The organism is Paraburkholderia adhaesiva (assembly GCF_021390575.1).
GTDB lineage: Bacteria > Pseudomonadota > Gammaproteobacteria > Burkholderiales > Burkholderiaceae > Paraburkholderia > Paraburkholderia adhaesiva.
Window position 1 is genome coordinate 953203 of the sequence record NZ_JAJEJQ010000002.1, and the last position, 23375, is coordinate 976577.

At 60.9% G+C, this 23375-nt stretch carries 24 protein-coding genes and 1 pseudogene; 19 read left to right on the forward strand and 6 right to left on the reverse strand.

What is annotated here, in order from left to right; translation table 11 throughout:
* Nucleotides 1-12 precede the first annotated feature (12 nt).
* Nucleotides 13-807, reverse strand: coding sequence for an ABC transporter ATP-binding protein (locus L0U80_RS19870; RefSeq protein ID WP_233868847.1), 795 nt, complete (start codon nt 805-807; stop codon nt 13-15).
* A 78-nt stretch (nt 808-885) separates the two neighbouring features.
* Nucleotides 886-1905: an ABC transporter substrate-binding protein gene (locus L0U80_RS19875; protein WP_233868850.1), complete on the reverse strand. Its 1020-nt coding sequence runs from the start codon at nt 1903-1905 to the stop codon at nt 886-888.
* Between the two features lie 196 nt (nt 1906-2101).
* Between L0U80_RS19875 and L0U80_RS19880 the strand changes: the two genes are divergently transcribed.
* From L0U80_RS19880 to L0U80_RS19910, 7 genes and pseudogenes are all read left to right on the forward strand, one after another.
* Nucleotides 2102-2779, forward strand: coding sequence for a response regulator (locus L0U80_RS19880; RefSeq protein WP_233868855.1), 678 nt, complete (start codon nt 2102-2104; stop codon nt 2777-2779).
* A 16-nt stretch (nt 2780-2795) separates the two neighbouring features.
* Nucleotides 2796-4217, forward strand: coding sequence for a sensor histidine kinase (locus L0U80_RS19885; RefSeq protein ID WP_233868858.1), 1422 nt, complete (start codon nt 2796-2798; stop codon nt 4215-4217).
* A 108-nt stretch (nt 4218-4325) separates the two neighbouring features.
* Nucleotides 4326-5039, forward strand: a complete 714-nt coding sequence (gene hutC / locus L0U80_RS19890; protein ID WP_233868862.1) for a histidine utilization transcriptional repressor HutC — start codon at nt 4326-4328, stop codon at nt 5037-5039.
* Between the two features lie 194 nt (nt 5040-5233).
* Nucleotides 5234-5692, forward strand: coding sequence for an MEKHLA domain-containing protein (locus L0U80_RS19895; RefSeq protein ID WP_233871463.1), 459 nt, complete (start codon nt 5234-5236; stop codon nt 5690-5692).
* A gap of 139 nt (nt 5693-5831) precedes the next feature.
* Nucleotides 5832-6131: pseudogene (locus L0U80_RS19900) on the forward strand (IS5/IS1182 family transposase); the annotation flags it as partial.
* Nucleotides 6132-6422: 291 nt separating this feature from the next.
* Complete coding sequence (locus L0U80_RS19905) at nt 6423-9830, forward strand: YadA-like family protein (protein ID WP_267954850.1); 3408 nt, start codon at nt 6423-6425, stop codon at nt 9828-9830.
* Nucleotides 9831-9920: 90 nt separating this feature from the next.
* Nucleotides 9921-11078: an OmpA family protein gene (locus L0U80_RS19910; protein ID WP_233868870.1), complete on the forward strand. Its 1158-nt coding sequence runs from the start codon at nt 9921-9923 to the stop codon at nt 11076-11078.
* Nucleotides 11079-11272: 194 nt separating this feature from the next.
* On the opposite strand, the gene L0U80_RS19915 is transcribed toward L0U80_RS19910, so the two are convergent.
* The 4 genes from L0U80_RS19915 to L0U80_RS19930 all read right to left on the reverse strand — a co-directional run bounded on the left by L0U80_RS19915 (nt 11273) and on the right by L0U80_RS19930 (nt 14152).
* On the reverse strand, nt 11273-11458 hold the full coding sequence (locus L0U80_RS19915; protein WP_233868874.1) for a hypothetical protein: 186 nt from the start codon (nt 11456-11458) through the stop codon (nt 11273-11275).
* Between the two features lie 382 nt (nt 11459-11840).
* Complete coding sequence (locus tag L0U80_RS19920; protein ID WP_233868876.1) at nt 11841-12152, reverse strand: hypothetical protein; 312 nt, start codon at nt 12150-12152, stop codon at nt 11841-11843.
* An 886-nt stretch (nt 12153-13038) separates the two neighbouring features.
* Nucleotides 13039-13338 (reverse strand): hypothetical protein, encoded by a 300-nt coding sequence (locus L0U80_RS19925; RefSeq protein ID WP_233868880.1) that lies wholly within the window; start codon nt 13336-13338, stop codon nt 13039-13041.
* Between the two features lie 394 nt (nt 13339-13732).
* Nucleotides 13733-14152: a ribbon-helix-helix domain-containing protein gene (locus L0U80_RS19930; RefSeq protein ID WP_308444873.1), complete on the reverse strand. Its 420-nt coding sequence runs from the start codon at nt 14150-14152 to the stop codon at nt 13733-13735.
* A 170-nt stretch (nt 14153-14322) separates the two neighbouring features.
* Here L0U80_RS19930 and sctC point away from each other — a divergent pair, with 170 nt between their 5' ends.
* The 12 genes from sctC to L0U80_RS19990 all read left to right on the forward strand — a co-directional run bounded on the left by sctC (nt 14323) and on the right by L0U80_RS19990 (nt 23356).
* Entirely contained in the window at nt 14323-16077 is a 1755-nt protein-coding gene (gene sctC / locus L0U80_RS19935; protein ID WP_233868882.1) for a type III secretion system outer membrane ring subunit SctC, read from the forward strand.
* Nucleotides 16074-17174, forward strand: a complete 1101-nt coding sequence (locus L0U80_RS19940) for an FHA domain-containing protein (RefSeq protein ID WP_233868886.1) — start codon at nt 16074-16076, stop codon at nt 17172-17174. Before sctC ends, L0U80_RS19940 begins: the two co-directional genes overlap by 4 nt.
* Nucleotides 17175-17299: 125 nt before the next feature.
* Nucleotides 17300-17488 carry a hypothetical protein gene (locus L0U80_RS19945; RefSeq protein WP_233868888.1) on the forward strand — a complete coding sequence of 63 codons (189 nt, stop codon included), beginning with the start codon at nt 17300-17302 and terminating at the stop codon, nt 17486-17488.
* A gap of 65 nt (nt 17489-17553) precedes the next feature.
* On the forward strand, nt 17554-17886 hold the full coding sequence (locus L0U80_RS19950) for a hypothetical protein (protein ID WP_233868891.1): 333 nt from the start codon (nt 17554-17556) through the stop codon (nt 17884-17886).
* Nucleotides 17886-18701, forward strand: a complete 816-nt coding sequence (gene sctJ / locus L0U80_RS19955) for a type III secretion system inner membrane ring lipoprotein SctJ (RefSeq protein ID WP_233868894.1) — start codon at nt 17886-17888, stop codon at nt 18699-18701. Before L0U80_RS19950 ends, sctJ begins: the two co-directional genes overlap by 1 nt.
* Before the next feature lie 203 nt (nt 18702-18904).
* Nucleotides 18905-19273, forward strand: coding sequence for a hypothetical protein (locus tag L0U80_RS19960; RefSeq protein WP_233868896.1), 369 nt, complete (start codon nt 18905-18907; stop codon nt 19271-19273).
* Between the two features lie 83 nt (nt 19274-19356).
* A complete protein-coding gene (locus tag L0U80_RS19965; protein WP_233868898.1) occupies nt 19357-19998 on the forward strand; it encodes a FliH/SctL family protein in 642 nt (213 codons plus the stop codon).
* On the forward strand, nt 19995-20978 hold the full coding sequence (locus L0U80_RS19970) for a FliM/FliN family flagellar motor switch protein (RefSeq protein ID WP_233868900.1): 984 nt from the start codon (nt 19995-19997) through the stop codon (nt 20976-20978). The genes L0U80_RS19965 and L0U80_RS19970 overlap by 4 nt, the downstream gene beginning before the upstream one ends.
* Nucleotides 20975-21622, forward strand: coding sequence for an EscR/YscR/HrcR family type III secretion system export apparatus protein (locus L0U80_RS19975; RefSeq protein ID WP_233868902.1), 648 nt, complete (start codon nt 20975-20977; stop codon nt 21620-21622). Before L0U80_RS19970 ends, L0U80_RS19975 begins: the two co-directional genes overlap by 4 nt.
* On the forward strand, nt 21619-21894 hold the full coding sequence (gene sctS, locus L0U80_RS19980) for a type III secretion system export apparatus subunit SctS (RefSeq protein ID WP_233868904.1): 276 nt from the start codon (nt 21619-21621) through the stop codon (nt 21892-21894). Before L0U80_RS19975 ends, sctS begins: the two co-directional genes overlap by 4 nt.
* The gene (locus L0U80_RS19985) at nt 21891-22619 is read left to right on the forward strand and encodes an EscT/YscT/HrcT family type III secretion system export apparatus protein (protein ID WP_233868905.1); all 729 of its coding nucleotides are present in this window, start codon (nt 21891-21893) and stop codon (nt 22617-22619) included. Before sctS ends, L0U80_RS19985 begins: the two co-directional genes overlap by 4 nt.
* Entirely contained in the window at nt 22616-23356 is a 741-nt protein-coding gene (locus tag L0U80_RS19990) for an EscU/YscU/HrcU family type III secretion system export apparatus switch protein (protein WP_233868906.1), read from the forward strand. The genes L0U80_RS19985 and L0U80_RS19990 overlap by 4 nt, the downstream gene beginning before the upstream one ends.
* Nucleotides 23357-23375 lie beyond the last annotated feature (19 nt).

Sequence of the window (23375 nt, forward strand, 5' to 3'; positions counted from 1 at the left end):
TGAGTAAGCGAATCAAGCGATCTGCACTTCTTCGCGCAGGTCGTTCCAGATGTCACGCGACAGTTCGACAAAATGCGGCGCGTAACGGATCTCGGAGATCACGCGCGGGCGCGGCAGGTCGATGTCGTAGACCTTCTTGAGCGTCGCGGGGCGCGCGGTCAGCACGAACACGCGGTCGGCGAGCGCGATCGCTTCTTCAAGATCGTGGGTGACGAACACCACCGATCCGGTGCCGCCCCACAGTTGCAGCAGTTCGTCCTGCATCAGCGTGCGCGTCTGCATGTCGAGCGCGGAGAACGGCTCGTCCATCAGCAGGATTTCGGGCTTGTTGATGAAGGTCTGCGCGAGGGCCACGCGTTTTCTCATGCCGCCCGAAAGCTGATGCGGATAGTGCTTGCCGAAGTTCGCGAGCCCGACGCGGCGCAGCCATTCGTTCGCCTCGTCGTAGGCAGCCGACTTCGAGCGGCCGCGATAGAGCGGCCCGGCCGCCACGTTGTCGAGCACCGAGCGCCACGGGAACACGGCGTCGGCCTGAAACACGAAACCGATGCGCGGATCGATCCCATCGACGGGGGCGCCCATCACGCGGACTTCGCCCGTGGTCGGCTTGAGCAGGCCCGTAATCATGCTCAGCGTCGTGGATTTACCGCAGCCCGTGGGCCCGACGATCGCGACGAATTCGCCGCGCGCCACCGACATGCTGAAGTCGCGCAGTGCGACCGTCGCCTTGCCGTCGGGGGAAATGAAGCGGCACGAAACGTGACTCAGCTCGATGGCCGGCGTGCCGCTGGAATAGGGGGAATTCATGCTTCTGTGCCTCGGTGAAATGCGTCGGGCGAGGCGCGCGGCGCGAAGCCGCGCGCCTTTATGTTTGCTTCGGTATGTTTACTTCGATGCGGTGGCCGTCGCGGCCGGCAGATAGTCGTTCGAGTACGTCTTCGCGAGATCGATGTGCTTGCCCTTCACCGATGGGTTGAACGCGGAGAGCACGTTCAGCACGGTCTGCGGACCATCGGCGGGCATGCGGCCGTCCTTGGTGAACATCGGCAGCGAAGCCTTCAATGCGCCCACATAGAGGTCTTTGTTGTTGCCGTAGTAGTCCTTCGGCATCTTTTCCGCGATCTCTTCGGCGCTATGCGTCGCGATGAAATTCAGCGTGCGCGAGAATGCGTGCGCGAGCTTCGTCGCTTCGTCCTTGTGCGCCTGCGCCCACGCGCGCTGCACGTAGAAGCTCGACGCCGGATACGTGCCGCCCAGCGCGGCGCGCGTGCCTTCCACCGTGCGCATGTCGACGAGCACCTTCGCGTCGCCGGTCTGCAGGAGGCGCGAGACGGTCGGCTCGGTGGTCATCCCCACGTCGATGCGGCTTTGCTTGACCGCGGCGATGAACGAATTGTCGGCGCCCACCGGCAGCATCGTGAGCTGGTTCGCGGACACGCCCGCGCGCTGCGCGAGGTACTGCGTGAGGAAACTCGTCGACGAGCCGAGTCCGGTCACGCCGAGGGTCTTGCCCTTCACATCAGCCATGCTCTTGACCGTGCCGGACGCCGCGCTCGTCACGATTTCCACTTCGCCCGGCACCTGGCCGAACACTACGAGCGTCTCGATCTCCTTGCCCTTGCTTTGCAGATCGATCGTGTGATCGTAGAAGCCCACCACGCCTTGCACGGCGCCGGCGATCAGTTCGTTTTCGGCGTCCACGCCGGCCGGCTGCGACTCTACGTCGACGTCGAGCCCTTCGTCCTTGAAGTAGCCGAGTTGTTCGGTGAGCTTGGCGGGCAGATAGATGATCTTGGTGGCACCGCCGACCATGATCGTGATTTTTTCCGCATGGGCGGCCGCGGAGGCGGCGGCGAGGGCGAACGCAACACTCGATACAACGGCGATCTGACGCAGGGAACGCATCGGTGGGTCTCCTTGGGTGGTGCACCGCGCATCGAGGGCGGTGCTTTCTGATGGACGTTGCAGAGTATAGGGACTGAAAGCTTTCTGCCATCCTTCTACGGCCTTTCGAAAACATCCGTGTTAACCCGCAGGGCGGCGGCGCGCGTGGGACGGCACAATCGACACCCCAATCACGCCCCCTTGCGCTCACGAAGCGATGAAGCTGCTGCTGATCGAAGACAATCCGACGCTTTCGCACTGGCTCGTGAAAACGCTCGAAGAGCAGGCGTTCGCGCTCGACGCGGTGCAGGACGGCGAAGCCGCCGATCAGCTTTTGCGCACCAACCGTTATGACGTCGTGCTGCTCGACCTGAATCTGCCGAAACTCTCGGGCAAGAACGTGCTGCGGCGGCTGCGTCAGCGCGGCGATGCGACGCCGGTCATGGTGCTCACCGCGAGCGGCTCGATCGACGAAAAGGTCGAACTGCTCGGCGCGGGTGCCGACGACTATCTCGTCAAACCGTTCGAGGTCCGCGAGGTGGTTGCGCGCATCAAGGTGCTGGTTCGCCGGCAGACGCCCGCGCGCGCCAACGAAGTGTCCTGCGGCGACCTCGTGTACGACATCGACACGCAACAGTTCGCGCTGAAGGGCGCGCCGCTCAACGTCACGCCGCGCGAGCGCACGGTGCTGGAGACGCTGATGCTGCGGCTCGGCAAGACGGTATCGAAGGCTGCGCTCATGGATGCCGTCTTCACGCTCGCGGACGAACCGAGCGAGGATGCCGTCGAGATCTATATTTCGCGGCTGCGCAAGAAACTGGAAGGCAGCGCGGCGGTCATCGTCACGCTGCGTGGGCTCGGCTACCTGCTGCGCCGAAAGGACGAGGCGCTCTGACCATGGACCACCGACGATGACCGGCAGCCTGCGCATCCGGCTCCTGTGGTGGATGCTCGTGCCGCTCGCGCTGTATGTGATCTTCACCGCGACGTCCGAGTATCGCGCCGCGCGCCACACCGCCGACCTCGTGCAGGACGGCCTCCTGCTTTCGTCTGCGCAGATGACGGCCGGCGAGGTCGAGTGGTCCTATGGCGCGCTGCGTGCCGATGTGCCGCCCGCTGCACTGGAGATGTTTGCGTCGCCACAGCGCGACCAGGTGTTCTACAAGGTGCAGGTGGAGGACGGCCCGCTGCTTGCCGGCATGCCGGACTTTCCTCGAGCCGCATCGGCGCCCGCCGTCGATGCACCCATCTGGTACGACGCCGTGCTGCGTGGCCGCGCCGTGCGAGCGGTGAGCGTCGTGCGGCCGATGTACGACAACGGCCGTGTCTGGCGCGTGCGCGTGTCCGTCGGCAAGACCGCGCGGTCGCGCGATGCGATGACCACGGCGCTGTGGCGTCCGCAATTCATGCGGCAGATCGGCATGGTGCTGCTGGCGGTGGCGCTCGCGTGCATCGGTCTCACGTTCGAGCTGCGGCCGCTCATGAAGCTGAAGAACGACGTAAGCGACCGCGATCCGTTGCATCTGGTGCCGATCCGCGCCGAGGGCCTGCATACGGAACTGCGGCCCGTGGTCGATGCGATCAACCAGTGCATCGCGCGCCTCTCTGCGCAGACGGCGGCGCAACGACGCTTCATCGCCGACGCCGCACACCAGTTGCGCACGCCGCTCACGCTGCTTGGCACGCAACTGCAATACGCGCGGCAGCAGCGGGCCGGCGATAGCGCGCTGGACGAGGTGCTCGGGGCCATGCATGTGAGCAATCGCTCGATGGTTGCGCTCACGAACAAGCTGTTGCTGCTCGCGCAGGCTGAGGCGCTCGATCCTGCGCAATTGCCTCTAGAACCCGTCGACATGACGCAGCTCGCGCGCGAGGTCGTCGAATCGCTTGCGCTGCTCGCGCAGACACGCGGCATTGACCTCGGCGCGGAGCTGGCGGACGCGGCGATCGTGGCAGGACATCGCGAACTGTTGCGTGCGATGGCGAGCAATCTCGTTGATAACGCGCTGCGCTACACGGCGCCGGGCGCTCGCGTGACGGTTTCGGTGCGCGCTGATGATGAGACCGTCGTGTTCGAAGTGATCGACGACGGTCCCGGTATCGCGCCCGAAGCGCGTTCGCGCGTGTTCGAGCCGTTCTTCCGCGCTTCGGCCCACACGGAAGGGACCGGGCTCGGGCTTGCCATCGTGCGCGAGATCGCCCAGTCGCATCGCGCCGATGTGACGCTCTCGCCGGGCGAGGACGGCCGCGGCGTGCGCGCCCAGGTGGTGCTCGCGCGGACGCGCGACGAGGCGACGGCGCAAGCCGGTGTCGCCGAACAGCGCGCGACGTGAAGTGATACGTGAATATCCAGGCGCGGCGGCCGCGTGACAGTAAAATGGCGTCTGGCCGCAGCCGGTTGGCCATCCACTCGTTTACCCGTTCATTCCCGGTTCGAACCCATGCAAAACAAATCGGCCAGTGGCGCTTCCTTGCCCGCCTACGAACAGATCAAGCGTTACGTCCTCGAACAGATCGAAAACGGCGTTCTGGGCCCGGGTGACGTTGTGCCCTCCGAAACGGAACTGGTCAAGGAGTTCGGCGTCGCGCGCATGACCGTTTCGCGCGCGCTGCGCGAACTGATGACCGAAGGCGTGCTGAACCGCGTGCGCGGATCGGGGACTTACGTGGCGCCGCGCCAGTATGAATCGACGGTGCTCCAGATCCGCAATATCGCCGATGAAATCGCGGCGCGTGGCCATCGCCATACGGCGCGCGTGCTGGGGCTGGAGACGAGCGACGATCCGTCGGCCATCGCCGCGCTTGAACGCGAGTCGGGACCGGTCTTTCATTCGCGCATCGTGCATTGTGAAGAGGGCGAGCCGATCCAGTACGAAGATCGCTACGTGAATCCCGAGGTTTTTCCGGAATATATGGGGCAGGACTTCACGCAGGAAACGCCGAATCACTATATGGTCCGTCTCGCGCCGGTACAGCGTGCGGAATTCCGCATCTACGCGCAAAAACCTGATTCGCGCGTGCGGCAGTACCTTGAAATGGAGATTGGCGAACCGTGTCTGCTGCTGCTTCGGCGCACCTGGGTCGGGCGCCATGTGGCTACGTCGGTGCGGTTATGGCACCCGTCGTCGCGGTTTCATCTCGCCGGGACTGTCTGATCGCGCAGGGGCTGGGCTGCATGTCCGCACGCCGGGCGTCGCATTTTGATCGCGATATCTACCGGCCGATTGAGCCATTGCCGACCAATGTGACTGCTGAACGACGGGAAACGCGAAATGTCGCGTGAACATGCAGTATCGTGAGGGCCTTTGCCAATCCTGCTGGCCCAATGATTCCCGTCGAGATGTTCCAGATGATTCCACTCTACCGCGATCCCGCCTTCTTTCAGCTCCTTGCCGACAGCTACGCGCGGCTGCTCGGTCGTCCCCTGGTGCCGCAGGCCATGTCCCTGGTCGAGGCTACCGAATGGCTCTACGAAAGTGCCCCGTTCGCGGTGCTCGCACACAATACGGATCCCGACCCGGTCTTTATTTACGGCAACAAAGCTGCGCAACGCCGCTTTGGATATAGCTGGGATGAAATAACGCGACTGCCGTCCCGGCTCTCGGCTGAGGCGCCGAATCGCGAGGAGCGGCAGCAATTCCTCGAACGCGTTCAGCGGCTCGGCTACGAGACGGGCTACAAGGGTGTGCGTATTACCAAATCAGGTGCGCGTTTTGAAATCGAGGAGGCCACACTGTGGCAACTTCTCGACGCGGACGGCAAATTGCACGGACAGGCGGTCGTCATTCCGCGTACGCGCGATATCTGATTGCGCGTATCGATCGTTTATCCGTTGACGCTGCGGGGGCGCTGGGCGAGCGCGATGATGCGACGGACCGATCACGATCTTCATCGTCGGCGTGCCGCCCCTTCTGCTGAATGCCGCTGATGCCATGGCGGCGGAATCGGGCCTGACCGCTCAGCCCCGCACGCGCCCGGACAAACTGCACACGGACAAGGTCTATAACTTTGTCCGCTGTCGGCGTTCCCTGAGACAACGTGGCCTCACGGCCCGTATCGCCCGTCGAGGCGCAGAACGCAGGAAGCAGCTCGGGCGGTATCGCTGCGTAGTCGAGTGCCCACATGCCTGGTTTGCCGGTTTCGACAAGCTGCACATTCTTTTATAGCGTCATCTCCACGTTCACGCCGCATTGCTTTCCCTGGCTCCCGCCGTTATCTCTTCGCGCTTCGTTGACGACTCGCGTTAGCGACTCCTCGTACTAACTGCGTCGCGTATATCGGACGCGGTCATTTGATATTGCTGCGCCTCGTCAAGTCACGACTCGCGAACAATGACCGTGTACCACACCCATAGCCGTCCGGCTGAGTATTTTTGCGGTACTGGTTGACGGGAAAATAACGCATGAGCCCGATGATGTGGAATCACCGCACATCGACCAGCTTCGAATTAATTATGGATTGCTAACTGAATCAGGGGCGTGATGGCGCCTCGATGCAGTGCATTCGTTTCAGAAAACGTCTACGCACAGGGAATCTGTATGAACAAGGCTTATCGATCTGTCTGGAACGCGTCATCAGCTACATGGGTGGCGGCGCCGGAGAGCGTCACGGGAAATCGGGGATCTGGGCCAGGCATCGCGACGATCGTGAAGACGTTGGCGCTGGTCGGCGTGGGCGGCCTTGCCCTGTCGGCGTATGCGGACGAGTCCTCGGCCGGCACGGCAAATATGCTGGTCGCCAATTCAGCCGATCAACTGGCTCCAGCCAGCGACCTGGCTGCACAAAACCTGATGTTGGCAGGCTCATTGCCCACGGGATCTGGGGTCGATCTGTTCGGGCTGAACAGCGTGTACAAGACCGCAGCCTATTATTCGAAAGTTGCCGGCCTCGCGGACGACACCGGGACAACGCCGCCGTCCGACGTGGCACGCGCCGCCGGCAACGGCTCGATCGCCATCGGCTCAAACGCGTACACGCCGGGCGCGGCGGCGGTCGCGGTCGGCGTACAGGCTTACGCGAGTGCGAAGGACGCTGTGGCGCTCGGCGCGGGTTCGGTCGCGGATCAGGCGAACACCGTGTCGGTCGGCAACGACGGTTCGGGTTCGTTCGTTGCCTACGATGCGAATGGCAAGGCCTATACGATCCAGAATCAGGCCAACACGCGCCGTATCGTCAACATGGCCGCGGGACAGGGCAATACCGATGCCGTCAACGTCGGCCAGTTGCGGGCGGTGACAGGGCTGCTTGGCGGCGACGCGGGCATCGTGGCGGACGGCACGGTCGCGGCGCCCAGCTATCGGGTGCAAGGCATCCTGGCAAATGACGTGGGCAGCGCGCTCACGGCGCTCGACGACGGCGTGAACGCCAACGGCGCGCAGATCGCCAACCTCGCGAACGACATTGACGGCGGCACGATCGGTCTCGTACGTCAGGACCCGGCGACGCGCGCGATCACCGTCGCCGCGGCTACGGACGGCACGGTGGTGGACTTCACCGGCACGGCGGGCGCGCGCCGGCTCCAGAGCGTGGCGGCAGGGATCGCGGACAACGACGCGCTCAACGTGGCCCAGCTTGAGTCGGCAGGGTTTCAGTTCGACGGCTCGGGCAGGATCATGAACGGCGCCGTCACCTACGACGCCGGGACAAGTGCCACAGGATCGCCCACCATTACGCTAGATCCCGGCGTGGGCGACAGCGTCTACTATCGCGACAGTAACCGCGCAGCGGGACATCTTCCGGCCGGCACCGTGATCAGCAATGTGGCCAACGGCATTCAGGATACCGATGCAACGAACCTGGGCCAGGTGTACGACATCATCAACGCCGCGGTCCCGGGAGGCGGCACGAGCCAGACGCCGGTCATGACGATGTCGAGCGCACAGCCGCAGCCGGGCCCGAACGTCGATACGGCCGGGCTCGACGTTACGTACAAGACGGCCGCGTATTACTCGCAGGTGGCCGGACGCGGTGACAGCTGGGGCACGACGCCGCCGTCCGACGTCGCGCGCGCGGCCGCGAGCGGCTCCATTGCTATCGGGTCCAGCGCGCTGACCACAGGCACGGCGGGCACCGCCGTGGGCGTACAGGCTTATACGTCGGCGAGCGACGCGGTGGCGCTCGGCTCGGGCTCGGTGGCGGACCAGGCGAATACGGTGTCGGTGGGCAGCAGCGGCGCGTCGTACACGGCGTACGACGCTTCGGGGAAGGCCTACACCATCACCAGCGAGGCCAACACCCGGCGCATCGTGAATCTGGCCGCAGGCTCGGCCGACACGGACGCAGCGAACGTCGGCCAGTTGCGGGCGGCGGGCCTTCGGGTCGATACCGGGGGCAACGTGACGAATGCGTTTGTCGCTTATGACGACACGAGCCGGTCCCAGGTGACGCTCGGCGGTTCCGGCGGCACGCGCATCACGAATCTGGCGGCAGGCTCGGCAGACCTCGACGCGGTGAACGTGAGCCAGCTGAGGACGGCGGGCCTGCAGGTCGACACCGCTGGCAATGTGACCAACGCGTTCGTCGCGTACGACGACGCGACGAAATCGTCGATCACGCTCGCCGGCGCGAACGGCACAAAGATTTCGAATCTCGCTGCAGGGTCGGCGGATTCGGACGCCGTCAACGCGGCTCAGTTGCGCTCGCTTGCCTCGGTGCTCGGCGGCGGCGCCGACCTCTCGGCCAACGGCACGATCATCTCACCGACTTACCACATGCAGGGCGGCACGCAACATACGGTCGGCGGTGCGCTCGATACGCTTGATGCCGGCCTGTCGTCGCTCCAGCAACAGGTTTCGACATCGGGCATCGGCCTCGTCGCGCAGGACCCCGTAAGTCACACGATCACGGTCGGCGCAAACACGGCCGGCGGTATCGTGGATTTTTCCGGCGGCGCGGGCGATCGCGTGCTGACCGGCGTGGCGGCCGGGCAAGTGAAGCCGATGAGCGGCGATGCGATCAACGGCGCGCAACTCTACGCCAACGCGGCGAGCGTGGCCTCGGCGCTCGGCGGCGGTGCGGCGGTCAAGCCGGACGGCACGCTGAGTGCGCCGGCCTATTCGGTCGGTGGCGCGACGGTCAGCAACGTCGGCGACGCGATCACGAATCTCGATGGTCGCGTCACGCAGAACACCACGGCTGTCACGAATCTGCAGACCACGGTGACCCAGATCGCGGGCACCGTTGCGAACGCGGTCCAGTACGATTCGTCGGCGCACGACAAGGTCACGCTGGGCGGCGCGGACGCGAACGGCAAGGTCAGCCTGACAAATCTCGCCGATGCCACGCTGAGCGCCACGAGCACCGACGCCGTGAGCGGCGCCCAGCTCTATGCCACCAACCAGCAGGTCGCGAGCCTCGATCAGGCGGTGCAGAACGTCGCGTCCGCCGGCTCGAAGTACCTCGCGGCGAATACGTCGAGCGGCGCGGCTAACACGAGCGGCAGCAGTTCGCTCGCGGTCGGTGGGGGCGCGAGCGCGAGCGGTACGGTGTCCACGGCCATCGGCGATCAGGCGAGCGCTACCGCCTCGAATTCCGTCGCAATCGGCGCGAATTCGGCCGCGCTGCGCAACGACACGGTGTCGGTCGGCAGTGCCGGCAATGAGCGGCAGATCACCAATGTTGCAGCGGGTACGGCGTCCACCGATGCCGTCAACGTTGGCCAGCTCAACAATGCGATGGGCAGCATGAACGGGCGCATCGACGACGTCGATCGCAGCGCGCGGCGCGGGATCGCGGCGGCGTCGGCGCTGAACATCGTTACGCCGTACCTGCCGGGGCGCACGACGCTCAACGCCGGCGTCGCGTCCTACCGCGGCTCGGCGGCGCTGGGCATCGGCCTGTCGCGCTGGAACCAGAAGGGCACGGTCAACTACAACCTCGGCGTTTCGTCGGCGGGCGGTAACAGCACCATCGTTCGCGCCGGCATCGGCATTGTGTTCGGCGCCTGATGCGCGCGGCCGGAAATGGACAAAAGGGCGAGAGCGGTAGCTCCCGTCGTTGTATGACCGGGCCGCGGGGCTCCTTCACGGGCAACAAACATGAAACATTCCATCATGGCGATCGCCGTGGCGCTTGCGGTCGCCGGATGCGCGTCGCAAGCGGCGCGCGACGCGTTACAGATCCAGGACCCCACGGCGCTCGCCAACGGATTCCACGCCGAGCAGAGCACGCTGGCCGGCGCCGTCACCGACGAGTGGATCGAGCAGTATGGGCGCGTCGCACGCACCTCGACGCCCGACGATGTGCAGATACGCTTGCATTCGCTCGGCCCGCGCGAACGGGACGGATACTTCGGCGCGAAAGCGCAGTGCTGGATCAATGCGGCGCGCGAAGAACGTGCGTTGCACGACGGCTGGGGCTTCGTCGAAGAGGCCACGCGCCAGGCCGACCTGCTCACGGGTGCGCTCGAAAATCATGCGCAATCATCGGCCGAGAATCCGAAGCTGCGTACCTCGTCTCTACTGCGTCCGGATCTTTGGCAGCAGTTGATGGCGGCGAAGTCATCGGCGGGGTGGCCCGCCTGTCCTCAGGCGCAACAGGTCGTCGCGTGTGCCGAAGTCGGCCTGATCCACGCGGGACACGAAGCGTGGACGCGCGCTTTCGACGCGAGCCGGCGACGCGTTGCAGCAATCGAACAGCAGATCGCGATGCTGCCGCATACGCTGAGCGCGTGCGCACCGCCGCCGCAACCGTCGCTGCCGCCGCGGGCACTGCCGCCGAAGGTGACGTTGCCCTCCAATGCGCTGTTTGAGTTCGACCGCAGCGACGTCGCCGGAATGTTGCCGCAAGGCCGTACCCAACTGGACGAGCTGGCGCGCGATCTCGGTGCGGACTTCGACGTGACGGCGATCCATGCCGACGGCTACACCGATCGCATCGGTGGCGACCGCTACAACATGGCTCTTTCGCAGCGTCGCGCGGATACAGTCGTTTTATATCTGCGCAACCAGGGAGCCACAGTGCCGATGAGTGCCGCCGGACATGGCAAAGCGAATCCGGTGGTCCAATGCGGTGAACGCGAGCGCCACGCGCTCATCGACTGTCTTGCGCCGAACCGGCGTGTCGAGGTGACATTTTCGCACCATGGTGTCGCGGAGGCTGCTTCGCAGGTTGCGCCGGCCGGTCACACGCGAAATGTGCCTCAGCCGTCGGACGATCCGCCAACGTCCGAAGCGCAGGTGCCGGCGTACCGTTAGCGCGGCAGGGCCAGGCGTGGCGAACACAACCTGGACGTCAACGCGCAGTCCCTGCATCCATTGAGGTATGGCCAGACGAAAAATCATGAACGGGGTATGGGCGGCGCAAGGGCTGTTGACTCCGGTACGCACGCCGTTCCCCAAAAGGCAGCCGATGCCGCGAAGCACTGGTAATGGATCAGCTCGCTCTTTGGTTAACCCCGGAATGATTCAATCGGCGCGTTGTCGTAGCCGTCGCGGCGGCCCGTCGACGCCTGCATTGCGAAGTAGTTGATGAGTTCCTGATGTGCGTGGGCGCGGTATCGCGAGTTGCGTTCGGTGTGATGGATCAGACTCGGTTTCAGGCGCCGGCTCGACGCGGCGCGAAATAACGCCTGCATGACAAGACTCGTTATCGTCAGCTCGTTCAACGCATAGTCAACGATTTTGCCGCTGCGCAGTTCGTGAGCGTCTGGAGTGGAAGCGGCAGCCAGGGTGCCGTTTCCTGAACACTGAAACATCACCTCAACGCCAGCTTGACAGCCTTCTCACGAAACGCTCACGTGTAGACGGCTTTGGGAATTCGATTCCTTCATGTCTTCGTTTCACGATTTCACGAAACGTTGGCTTCCTTCTTTTTTAGCCAACCTCAGAACCGCACGCGCCACGGGGAAAGTCGCACAGACGTACGATCTTTCCGAATTCTGTATTTGCGCTGCGATGCGCTGACCGCACGCGCGGTCAGCGCATCATTCGCGAGCGTGGTCACATCGACAGGCACGATCAATCGTCCGCGATAATGCGAAACATACGGTGACGCGGTTCCGTGGCGTTGGTCACTTCGGTTTGCCTCTGTTCGACCTCCACGGCGCGCAGCTGTTTTTTCTTCGCGGCGATTACCTGGTTGTAGGTGTGGATGACGATGTGGCCGACCTGTTCGGCGTCGTTTTCCGCTGCGAGGCGCAGGAGGCGCGCGCACGTCGATGGAGGCAACTCGCGCAGCGCTGTGGCGAGTTCGTTTAACGATACGTGTTCGAACAGCGCGGCGAACAGGGACTTCGTGAACGTAATGACTGGGGGACGTGGATATTCCATGGTTGGCTCTGTGGGTTCGGTGCGAATCAGGCTGCTGCTCGCTCGACCTCGCGTAGCAACTGCTTGGCGTGAATCAGGATCGCGCCCGAATCAAGCTCACCGAACCTGGTTCGCCGACGCAGTGCGCAGATGTAGCCGTGAAGCCTGTCTGCTGCGTTTGCGCCGGCAGCAAGGCAGTCCAGGAATTCCAGTTCGTCATCCGTGGTCCACGATCTAGAGCTGCCGTTCGTGCGTTGTTCTTTCGTAATAGTGCTTAGTCGTTTCAAGGCGAACCTTCGATAAGGATTATGAGAGAACGAAGTCGGGCCGGTTACTCTCGTCCGGCGACGTGTCAAATCGTCAGGTGGACCGAGTTAGTTACCAGCCGTTTTCATCTTTCCAGCCCGTCAAAGCGCTGATGGATCATCCTGCCTGCAGAGTCCTCAATGCACTGGCAGACAAGCGCATCGGATCAATCCCTCTCACTCGGGTACGCGTGCGCCGCGTTTGCGCTCGACCCCGTCAAGCTCCGGCTGGCGTCCGGAAGATTTCATTTCTTCCACCGCATCCCCGCGTCCACCAGAGCAGGCGCTAGCGGTTTTGCTGTGCTACGCACACCTGGTCCAACCGGCAGCGCCGACTGATTGCTCGTTGAGCGACAACGGTCAGGTCGCAATGACTGGGCAGTCGATGAATGTCGCCGATTTGCTTTCCGCGTGTGAGGATGGTCTTTATCCCGACAGCAACATCATCCAGTCACTGCGCGTCAACAGTGCTATACGCACGTATTTCGGCGAAACCGAACACGCTTCAACTGGACTCGTTGCGCCGGCCGCCGCAATTTCAGTTACGGGGACTTCTCCCATACAGTTGACGCGGCGGCCGACTCAACGGCAAGTAATGCGCGTTAGCCCATCATGCCGCCGATGCCTCCCATACCCCCCATGCCGCCCGACATGCCGCCGGAGTTACCTCCGTTGCTCATCACATCCTGAAGCAGCTTCATCAGGTCCTTGAGCAAATCCCCCGATGATTGAGAGCCGGGGGCGCCTGCTCCGCCAGAGCCATTCGAAGCAAAATCAGGAGAGAACATCGGAGCCGACTGGCCTTGACTGGCTGCGGGCGAATGACCAGACGAAGACATGTGACTAGAACTAACAGCGGAGAATGACTGAGTTGCACTCATTTGCGAGATATTGTTCGACATTTTTATTTCCTGGACGAAATACAATTTTTCAATGGGCACAACAATGCCCGTTATGTAGGACAGGAAGTACAAATATTTACATTGGAACCTCCGGATGCGTGAATACGTCACGTATCAGCCTCAAGAATTACAGACTGTCACGCACTTTAGGTAACCACGGAGTATTCGCATGTGTTGGGCACTTTGCAGAATTGGAACGGAATGAATGAGCATCAATTTCGCGAAGACGACGAAGTGCAGACAGACCACGGTTTCTCGAAAACGCTCGTAGTCGCACACAATTAACCTGATGCGGTTAGGTAAGCCGGAACTCCAATCGACCACCCAGCAAAGAGGTGGTCGTGTAAATTTTGAAAGCTGGATAAGTGGCTTTGCCGCAAGCACATAACACGCTTTAGGCAAGATCTATCTGATGATCTGAATCCATGCGTTTCATCATTTGAACAACACAGACGACGCGTACGTAACCCGTAAAGTTCCATATAGATTCGTGCGCTAGATCCATTTCCATCGCCCATTTTGAAATCAGTTTTCCCACACTTAACGATTCTTCACGAGCTAGTTGCTCGATGATTGACCAGTAAATTTCTTCCAGCCTGAGACACGTAGCGATACCGTTGAGGCGAACGGACCGCTGTCTGAGCTTGAGAAGATCCGAATTGATATTGCAATACATTGTTCGGAACATTGGCATCCAAAGTAATTTAGATTCCTGTAATGCTCTCCGGCTTGGATTTGTGCCGGTGGTATCTGCGTATGACCGTAACAGACAAGTACCGGGATATAGTCTCGTCACATCAAACGCAGAACCCATTTGGGAAAATATATATGTTCATGACACGGCGAAGCGAGCGTGCGAAAGTTGAAAAAATATGTGTCAGGCGATATCGAGCTGCCGTTGGCATTCGCCGTGTCGTAGTTGCTGGAATCGTGCTGAACGCTTCGCTGAGCAATGCCGTTCAGCCTGTGTGGCGTGGAGAAACAATGCATTACTTTGCACGCGATACACCTTTAACTGAGGTTTTGAGAGAAGTGGTGAGTGCTGGTGGGCTTCAAGTGAAAATCTCGCCTGGAGTGAAGGAGCCTGTCAATGGCGCGTTTAACGAACTGCCAGAACGCGTGTTCGCCAGATTGATCGAAGCCTACGGCCTTGCCTGGTACTTCGATGGAAATATCATTCACGTCTCTCGCGCGAGCGACATCCGAAACCGGACTATTTCGTTTGCACCCATGACGCGCTCAGACGTGGCCAGCCTGTTGGCCAATCTCGGTCTCGACGACAGTCACCTGCCGGTTCGCTATTCGGACACGACGGCTGTCGTAACCGGTCCTTCCGGGTATGTCGATGCGATTGCCGATGCCGTTGCGCAGGCCCAGGCGCAGACGGTCGTCAGCCCGCCTAACAGCGAGATGGCGATCCGCGTCTTTCCGCTTCGCTACGCGCAGGCACAAGACATCACATACGAGTCCGGAAACAAGCAGCAGATCGTGCCCGGCGTGGCATCGCTCTTGCGCAAACTGATGGCGGATATCCCGGTTTCAGTACCGAGCTCCGCAACGCCGGTGAAGGTGCGCAGCCAGCGCCGGGAGGATCCCGGCGGGCCGCTGTCGCTGCCGGGCCTGCGCGGCCTGGGTCTGGCCGATACGCCGCCGGTGATCGATCCGCCGTTGCCGGAATCGGGCGTAATTAACACCGTTTCTGCGTCAATGCGACGCAATATCGTCGCCGACGCGCGCACGAATTCCGTTGTGATCTATGACGTGCCGGCCATGATGCCGAACTACGAGCGCACGATCGCGCTGCTCGACAAACCACAGGATCTCGTCGAAATTACGGCGGCAGTCATTGATGTGTCATCGGATGCTGCGACGGAACTGGACATACGGTTGAGCGGAAGGGCAGGCGGAGGATGGGGCGCAGCTGCTGCCATTACGGGTGCATTGGCGTCAGCGCAGAACACGGCCAACACAGCGATATTGTCGGGTGCCAGTCTCGCGACGATGATCGGCAGTCCGACAACTTTTTTATTTGCAAAAATTCGTGCTCTCGAAGAGAGCGGCAAAGCGCGCGTTTTGTCGCGGCCACAGGTGCTGACGTTGAACAACACCGAAGCGGTTCTGTCGTCACGAAATTCCATGTATGTGCGGGTGGCAGGTAATCAGGATGTTGATCTTTACAACGTCGATACCGGGCTGACGTTAAAGGTGACCCCCACTGTAGAGTCGGTTCCGGGCGACGTTAAGAATATTCTGCTGAGTGTGCAAATCGAAGATGGAGCATTCGATTCGTCTGCTTCGGTTGATGGCATTCCGAAAGTCAGTCACAACTCCATCGTGACGCAAGCCGTCATCAAGGACGGAGAAAGTCTTCTTGTCGGCGGCTATGAGTATGAGCGCAACGAAAAGTCCACGTCGGGGGTGCCCGTGCTCGAGGATCTGCCGTTCGTTGGTTATTTGTTCGGCGATAAGCAGGAGCAGTCACAGCGGCTCGAACGGCTGATCCTGATCACCCCGCGTATCAAGTCGATGACGACCCAGACTGGGCAAACGGGCATCGGCCTGGAGTCTTTGCCCTCGGGCCTTACGCCGCCGATACCTCAATCCGCCGTTGGTGGTGCGACCGCACGCGCGCCGATGATGCAGCCAGGCGGGTACGCGCCGGAGTGGACCGATTCGATTCCGCCGCTCCCTCCGGGGTCGTTGCCCGGTTCATCCGCGACGAAGGGGCGAGTCCGATGAGTGCCGGCGGAATTATTACCGTGACCGGCGGCATTCATGCCGGGGCCAGTGTGCTCTTGTCCGACGGCCATGACATGATGATCGGAAACGAAGATGACGCGAATATCGTGCTTGTCGACGAGAGCATCGTGGCGCACCACGCGACCATTTGCCTGAACGGCAATTTGCTGAAATTGACCGCACATCATGACGGCGTGCGGGTGTTCGGTCACGCATTGGCACCGGGCAAGACAACCGTGTTGAGACAGGGTGCGTCGTTCACGGTGGGTGATGCGCAAATACAGTTCAGCGGACGCGACTTGCTGACACCCGATGAGGTGCGCTCGGCGGAGCTCGCGTGGCTGATGGCGCATGCGCCCGTCGCCTATGTCGCGAAACGTTGGGCGCTGACTTCGCGTGGTGTGAAGCTAACGCTGATGATAGCGCTCATATCAGCCGCAGCCGGCGTGATGTGGCAAATGTACGGCCCACACGATGTGGGGAGCGAGGCACCGAAACTCGACGGCGCATTCCGTTTTGTGACAGTGCGTGAAGACCCGAAAACGCATGCGTATGTCTACGATGGCTATGTGTCAACCGCTCGAGATCTTTCCTCGCTGGCGGCCATCGTTCGCCGGGACACGTGTGCATCGGTGATGCGCGTGGTCGTCGTCGATCAGATGAAGGAGCAAGTCGCGGACTTTCTGACCAGGTATTACCGCGGCGCACAGATCAAGGCAGGCGCTCCGGGAACGTTCACTATTATTCCCCCCGCTGAAGAAGGGTACCTTCTACCCGAGTCGTGGGATTACGCACGCGTCGCGCGCCTTGCCTACGAATCGATCAACGGCCTGCGCGAGCTTGCGTTCGAAGGCCATGCTGAAAACACCAGTCCGGTGCGAGCGCCCATTGGAGCGATTGGCATGAATCTGGCGCGTTCGGCCCATGGTTCGTGGCTCGTTGATGCGCAGGGTGTGCGTTATTTCGCAGGTGCACAGCTGGCGCTCGGCAAGATCACGGACATATCGGGGTGTACGGTGACGATCGTGCGCAACGACGATGGAACGCCCTATGTTCTCTCGGCTCAGACGGGCAAAGACAACAAGAAGTGTAACTGAGTAGCAAAGCAGGTTTGCCTGCCGGGTATGGGCGCGTGGCTCGGTGTGCAATAAGTCGATGTGACCTACAACGCGCGTTTTACATTTAATAAGGAGTATTTAATATGCAAGTCGGTGGCGTTGGTATGAACTCCCCTTACGCTGGAAACACGGGTGGCACAAGCTCGGCGGCTGACGCGGGCAATGGGCAGACCACTCAGGATCTTCAGGATCAAAAGGCTCAAAACGCATTTCAGGAACAAATCACGAAAGAAAGCAACATGGAGTCGAAGCGCAACCAGACCCGCATGGGCGTGATCGCGAACCTGAAGTAATTGCCTGATAGAGGCGCCGCGCTGGCGGCGCCTCAAATGTCAACGACCTTTGAAGAGATAAATACATGCTACTGCAACCCGTGGTGATGAACGCATTTACCCAGAATTCGACTCCGGATTCGACGCAGATTCAGTCGTCTACTAATACGCCGGGAGATACCGGAAATTCTCCATTTATCCAGATTCTGGAACGTGCGGAAGAAATCGCCATGGTGCAGGACAAGCGTGTTGCTGACGATCTCAACATGCAAGCGAAAAGCCAGTCATCGACGGCGAAACTACTCAATCTCCTGCAACTTCAGTACGACATTGACGACATGCAATTCAGTGCCACGATGGCGAAAAACATCGCCAATCAATTTAGTCAGGCGTTGACCACGATTACGCAGAGAACCTGATGCGCCGCGCACTGATTCTCCTGCCGCTGCTATTCCTCGTCGGCTGCAAATCGTCACTGTTCGAAAGCCTGGACGAGGAACAGGCAAACCAGATCATTGCCGTGCTGAGTGAGCACGGTATTGATGGTGTCAAGGAACGCAACGCCGACAAGACATGGAGCATCTCCGTAGATAGCAAGAACGTCACCACCGCAACCGAGATCACGCGCGAATATGCGTTGCCTCACGGTGGCCATGCGAATCTGGGCGAGTTGTTCAGCCGCCAGGGGTTGATTTCGAATCCTGGGGAAGACCAGGTTCGCTATGTGTATGGGCTGACGCAGGAGCTATCGGAGACGCTTGAAAAAATCGACGGGGTACTCATTGCGCGCGTACACGTCGTGCAACCTGAGCGAGATCCGCTTATGCAGCAGGTCACGGCGCCATCGGCGTCGGTAATGATTCGCTACCGCAGTGACTACAACCTCGACTACATGAGGGACAAGATTCGCGGTCTGGTGGCAGGCAGCGTGGAAGGGCTGACCCCCGACCACGTTTATCTGACGCTGGTCCCGGTCACGCCTGTTGTCGAATCTGGCGATGCGAACAGCAATAAAAGTGCTTGTATCGCCGTGCCCGATGGCAATTCACGCCACGCCGGTATGTTGGCTCTGATCGTTCTGGCCGTGACGGCCATGATCATTTCCGCGTGGGTGTGGGGAAAAGGCATTCGCTCGTTCGCACCCACATTCTTTCGGCGAAGAAAGCTCAGGAAGACGGCGGAACAGCCTACCGAAAAGCGGCCAGAAAGCTCTGCTGGAAAAGACGCGTCATGACCCGCGTGGCCATACTCGCCTTGTCGAAATGGGCGCACTTTAGTTGGCTGCCGCGTGGGGAACGCGCGCTTACGGAGCGGGCACAGGTTGACGCGAACGCCGATCTGCTCGCGCGCTTTCCGAGACTGGCTGCGATGCAAACGACGCCGGCAATGCCGTCGTTTGCCACAATGCCGCGTCCGGCATGCGCGAAAGTCTTGCGTGTGACTGCGGCGCTCGCTCACGCGCGGTCACTGCGCCGGGTCATCAGCGCAAGCGCGCAGCAAATATTTTCCGCCCGAATTGCGTCGAACTTGCTGCACGCGATTCAGCGCGACGTGCGCGGAGAGCAGGAGGATACCGATCAGAACGTGACGCTAAATGTCCTGGATCGTGTGTCAATGACGGCGGCTGGCTTGAGGGTTGCACTGCGAACGATTGACGACCCGGCGCTGCGCATATTGATGGAATTGCGTCTGCCGCGCCCGGTCGCGCAGTGCATGGGGAACATTGGCGTGTGCGACATGCGTGTAGAAACCGCCCACGATTTGCTCGATGCTGCGTATGCGCTTGCGGGAGGTGAGGCATGTTGATCTGCCGAAGGGGTGAGTGGCGAGTGGAGTCGGATGGTTTTGTGTCGTCCACGGAGTTATACGGGCTTGAAGGCTTGCGGGAAATGGAAGCGTTCCGCGCACGGGATGCCGAATGCGAGGTCGCACGCCTCGCGGAGCGCGTGCGTGCGCTAAAGCGACGCGCGTGGCGCCGAGGATATGAGGCTGGCCGTCGCGCCGCACTGCAGAAGTTAGTCGTGCCATCAGCCGCCGTATCGTTTGCGTCGCATTGTCTGGAAGAACGGCTTGCCGACATGGTGCTGAAGACGGTCGCCGGGATACTCGGGGAACTGCCTTCCGATGTGGTGTTGCCGAGCCAGTTGCGGCGATGCCTTGATGCGTCATGTGCGCAACAGGTGCTGTCGGTGCGCGTGTCGGCCGACGATTACGACGAGACGCAACGCGGTATACGCGTGCTTGAACAGGAATTAAACGCCCACGCTTTCACGGTAATGGCCGATGCGGACTTGCCGTCAAACTCGCTTGTCGTCGAAACCGAGCGCGGCGTGATCGACGGTAGCCTGACGCCGCAACTACAAGCGCTGGAACTTGGCATGAGAGATGCGATCAAGATGCTGCTCGATGAGTACCGCTACATGGATGACGAACCGGCGAGAAAGTTTGACGCGGTCGAGAGCGGTTTGCGCGATGTGATCGCCATGCTCGCGGAGCCGACAAATAGGCAGGATGGCGGGGTGAAAAAATGAGTCCGTGGCGAGACATAAGGCGGATTTCGCTTGAGCACGCGCGGCGGCAAAACATTGCCGTGCTGCACTTTGGCGCGTCCTATCCGGTCAGCGTCGGCAAGCAGATGTTCACGCTGCAATTCGAGCCGTGTCGTGCGAGCTATCCACTGCGGCTTCATGGACAAGCGGGGGGAGCGACGCTGACTCTCGACTGCGACGCACAGGCGCTTTTTCCCGAGCTGGCACGGCAATCACTGACTCAGGCCGGAGCCAGTGCTCATCTGTTGATCACGCAAGCCTTCGAGGACTGGCTCGACGCACTCGAAGGCGTGTTCGGATTCACGCTCGACGTGAGCGGCACTTCGTTCGATGTGGCGTCACAGCCCGGGGCATACGGTCTCGTCCTCACGCACGAGAGGAGCCATCGAGCAGCGCACTTCGCGCTGGACAGCGAAGCCATCGATCAATGGCTGGAACGCCAGCCTGCTCCCGTGGATGACATGGCCCGTCTATCGCACCGGCTGCGAGTGCCCGTGCCAGTGTGCAAGGCAGGCCCTGCGCTGACGTTGCCGCGTCTGCGCGCAATCAGGCGCGGTGATGCGCTGCTGCTCAACCGCGCGTCGTTGTATTTGCGCATGCCGCTCAGCCATGGGGCGCGCCGTATTTTGCTCAAACCTTCAGGGGAATACATGTTGATAGACGTTCCGATGATCGACGAAAACACCGAATCTGCCGAGATGACTAGCGAGCTGGTTCCCGCCAACGCCCTCACGTTCCCGTTTGATGCGGTGATTGGCACATTGTCGCTGACGTTCGATGAGCTGACTCGTCTGCGCACAGGTTCGATCGTGTCGTTGCAGTTGCCGGTGCACAGAAATTCGGTCTTGCTGCTATGCCAGGGCGTTCCGTTCGCCCGCGGCGAGCTGATCGACATCGATGACGCGCTGGGCGTACGCATTGTCGATCTGACGCACATGGCGGAGACACGAAGCTCATCATGAGAGATCAAGCCGTCAATCTTCAGCTCATCGTCCTGTTTTTCTTCCTTGGGCTGCTGCCGCTGATCGTCACGATGACCACATCGTTCACCAAGATCAGCATCGTGTTGACATTGCTGCGTTCAGCGGTCGGCGTGCAGCAGGCGCCGGGCAACATGGCGCTCTCGGCGCTGGCGCTCGCGGCGACGCTGGTTGTGATGGCGCCGACAATGGAGAAGATCGGCGCCGATCCGGCGCTCAACGAGAGCATCGAGCGCGGTGCGCTACCCCCAGTCGCGGACCTCTATCGGGCAGTAAGGGGACCGCTCGGCGATTTCATGCTCCAGCATTCACGACCCGCCGAGCGGGCGTTTATGGTGTCGGCCGTAAAGCGCCTGAATCCCGAACACGATGTACAGGAAACCGATTTTTCGGTTTTGATTCCGGCGTTTATGATCAGCGAGATTTCGAGCGGATTCGAAGCCGGCTTTCTGCTTTACATGGCGTTTCTGGTCATCGACCTCGCCGTGGCCAATATCTTGATGGCAATGGGCATGGTGATGCTGTCACCCACGACGGTATCGACACCGTTGAAGCTCTTCGTGCTCGTGTCCGTGTCAGGTATTTCAAAACTGATGCACGGTCTCATAGTCAGCTACGCACGATGAACTGGAGCCCGTCACTTAACTCACTGGCGAGCGATGCTTTGTTGCTCGTGTTCTGGCTTTCGTTGCCCACGCTCGTGGTTGCCACGGTGGTCGGTTTGCTGATTGGTCTTGTGCAATCCATCACGCAAATTCAGGATCAAGCTCTGCCGTATAGCGTAAAGATCATCGCTGTCGCGTTTGCGTTGATGATCGCCGTGCCGTGGGGCAGGAACGAGGTGTCCCATTTTCTCGATCAGGCGTTTTCATACATCGCAACGGGGCGCGTGAAATGATGGCCGACTACATCGGATATATCGAGGGATTGGCGTTCTGTAGCATCCGGCCGATGGTTGCACTTTCGCTGATTCCCTTTGCGGGCAATGATTCGCTCGGCATAGCTTTGCGGCTGCCGTTGACGTTGATGTTCGCCGTGTTGCCGAATCAGGTAGGCTGGCCGGACAATCCGGCTATTGCAGTCGGCGTTGAAGTGTTGATCGGCCTGACGCTTGGCTTCTTGCTGAGCGTGACATTCCACGCGGCGGCCGCTGCCGGTGCTTTGATCGACCAGCAGGGCGGTTACACGGTCGGCGCGTCCTACGATCCGAATTTTCGCACCGAAGCAGCGCATTTCGAGAGGCTCTTCGTCTGGCTCGCCACGTTGACGTTTTTTACCGGAACGGGCCTGAAGGCCGTCTACGGCTTCTTCGCCGATGCATGGGCGCTCTGGCCGCCCGGTGCGCCACGTCCCGATTACATGCGAGTGATGCAGGAACTGGCCGAGACCAGACTGGCGCTGTCGATCGTGGAGGGTATAAAACTGGCGATGCCGCTCATCGGCCTGCTGTTCCTCGTCGATATTTCGCTTGGGTTGATGTCCCGCTACGCGAAGCGGATCAATCCGTTCATGACCGCGCCTGCCGTCAAGGCGATCGTCTTGTCGTTCACGGTTATTTTCTGCGTGCCGATTCTGCTGGAACGACTCCACGCTATTTTTATTGCTGGCGCGATATTGAGATGAGCGACAAAACCGAAGCGCCAACTCCTCACCGGCTGCGACGCGCGCGCAAAGACGGCGATATTGCGAAGAGCGCGCATATGACTGTTGCGGCGAGTGGCATTTTCTGGTGGCTTTTTCTGGTGACCGAAGCGCCGCACATATTTCAGGTCTGCGCTCACGTGGTGGATTCCGCGACGCGAATCGATCAAGCGCTGCCGTTCGATGAGCGCTTCATGCAATTGGCGAGTGCGCTCACCGCGATGCTGCCGGTCGTGCTCGTAACGCTTGGTGTCAGCATGATCGCGATCATCGTGCCCGAAGTGGCGCAAACCCGAGGTCTGATCGCATTCAAGCGTGCGGCGCCAGACATTAAACGCTTGAACCCGATGTCCGGATTGAAGAACCTGTTCGGGATCAAGACGTTGGTGGAGACTGCAATCACGCTGGCGCAGTTTTCAGTGTTGCTATTCATATTCGGCTATGCGTTCGAGGTTTGGTGTGCGCAGCTGCTGCCTTCGTTTGCGCTTTCGTTCGGTGGGCAACTGAGCGTCACTTGCCAGTCGCTTGCGCGTTTGCTGGGCATGATGGGAATTTCGCAACTTGTGCCGGCAGTTGTTGATGTCAAGTTGCAGGATTTCCAGTGGCGCCGCCGTTTGAGAATGGACAAGAACGAAATCAAGCGCGAATACCGCGACGAAGAAGGCGATCCCTTTGTCAAAGGGCGTCGCCTGGCCATGCACAGGGAGCTGAGCCAATAAGATGTTCGACAAAAACCGA

Coding starts and splice junctions, on each gene's coding strand:
- L0U80_RS19870 (WP_233868847.1), bottom strand. CDS start 807: ATGAATTCCCCCTATTCCAGCGGCACGCCGGCCATCGAGCTGAGTCAC.
- L0U80_RS19875 (WP_233868850.1), bottom strand. CDS start 1,905: ATGCGTTCCCTGCGTCAGATCGCCGTTGTATCGAGTGTTGCGTTCGCC.
- L0U80_RS19880 (WP_233868855.1), top strand. CDS start 2,102: ATGAAGCTGCTGCTGATCGAAGACAATCCGACGCTTTCGCACTGGCTC.
- L0U80_RS19885 (WP_233868858.1), top strand. CDS start 2,796: ATGACCGGCAGCCTGCGCATCCGGCTCCTGTGGTGGATGCTCGTGCCG.
- hutC (WP_233868862.1), top strand. CDS start 4,326: ATGCAAAACAAATCGGCCAGTGGCGCTTCCTTGCCCGCCTACGAACAG.
- L0U80_RS19895 (WP_233871463.1), top strand. CDS start 5,234: ATGATTCCACTCTACCGCGATCCCGCCTTCTTTCAGCTCCTTGCCGAC.
- L0U80_RS19905 (WP_267954850.1), top strand. CDS start 6,423: ATGAACAAGGCTTATCGATCTGTCTGGAACGCGTCATCAGCTACATGG.
- L0U80_RS19910 (WP_233868870.1), top strand. CDS start 9,921: ATGAAACATTCCATCATGGCGATCGCCGTGGCGCTTGCGGTCGCCGGA.
- L0U80_RS19915 (WP_233868874.1), bottom strand. CDS start 11,458: ATGCAGGCGTTATTTCGCGCCGCGTCGAGCCGGCGCCTGAAACCGAGT.
- L0U80_RS19920 (WP_233868876.1), bottom strand. CDS start 12,152: ATGGAATATCCACGTCCCCCAGTCATTACGTTCACGAAGTCCCTGTTC.
- L0U80_RS19925 (WP_233868880.1), bottom strand. CDS start 13,338: ATGTCGAACAATATCTCGCAAATGAGTGCAACTCAGTCATTCTCCGCT.
- L0U80_RS19930 (WP_308444873.1), bottom strand. CDS start 14,152: ATGGGTTCTGCGTTTGATGTGACGAGACTATATCCCGGTACTTGTCTG.
- sctC (WP_233868882.1), top strand. CDS start 14,323: ATGCATTACTTTGCACGCGATACACCTTTAACTGAGGTTTTGAGAGAA.
- L0U80_RS19940 (WP_233868886.1), top strand. CDS start 16,074: ATGAGTGCCGGCGGAATTATTACCGTGACCGGCGGCATTCATGCCGGG.
- L0U80_RS19945 (WP_233868888.1), top strand. CDS start 17,300: ATGAACTCCCCTTACGCTGGAAACACGGGTGGCACAAGCTCGGCGGCT.
- L0U80_RS19950 (WP_233868891.1), top strand. CDS start 17,554: ATGCTACTGCAACCCGTGGTGATGAACGCATTTACCCAGAATTCGACT.
- sctJ (WP_233868894.1), top strand. CDS start 17,886: ATGCGCCGCGCACTGATTCTCCTGCCGCTGCTATTCCTCGTCGGCTGC.
- L0U80_RS19965 (WP_233868898.1), top strand. CDS start 19,357: ATGGAAGCGTTCCGCGCACGGGATGCCGAATGCGAGGTCGCACGCCTC.
- L0U80_RS19970 (WP_233868900.1), top strand. CDS start 19,995: ATGAGTCCGTGGCGAGACATAAGGCGGATTTCGCTTGAGCACGCGCGG.
- L0U80_RS19975 (WP_233868902.1), top strand. CDS start 20,975: ATGAGAGATCAAGCCGTCAATCTTCAGCTCATCGTCCTGTTTTTCTTC.
- sctS (WP_233868904.1), top strand. CDS start 21,619: ATGAACTGGAGCCCGTCACTTAACTCACTGGCGAGCGATGCTTTGTTG.
- L0U80_RS19985 (WP_233868905.1), top strand. CDS start 21,891: ATGATGGCCGACTACATCGGATATATCGAGGGATTGGCGTTCTGTAGC.
- L0U80_RS19990 (WP_233868906.1), top strand. CDS start 22,616: ATGAGCGACAAAACCGAAGCGCCAACTCCTCACCGGCTGCGACGCGCG.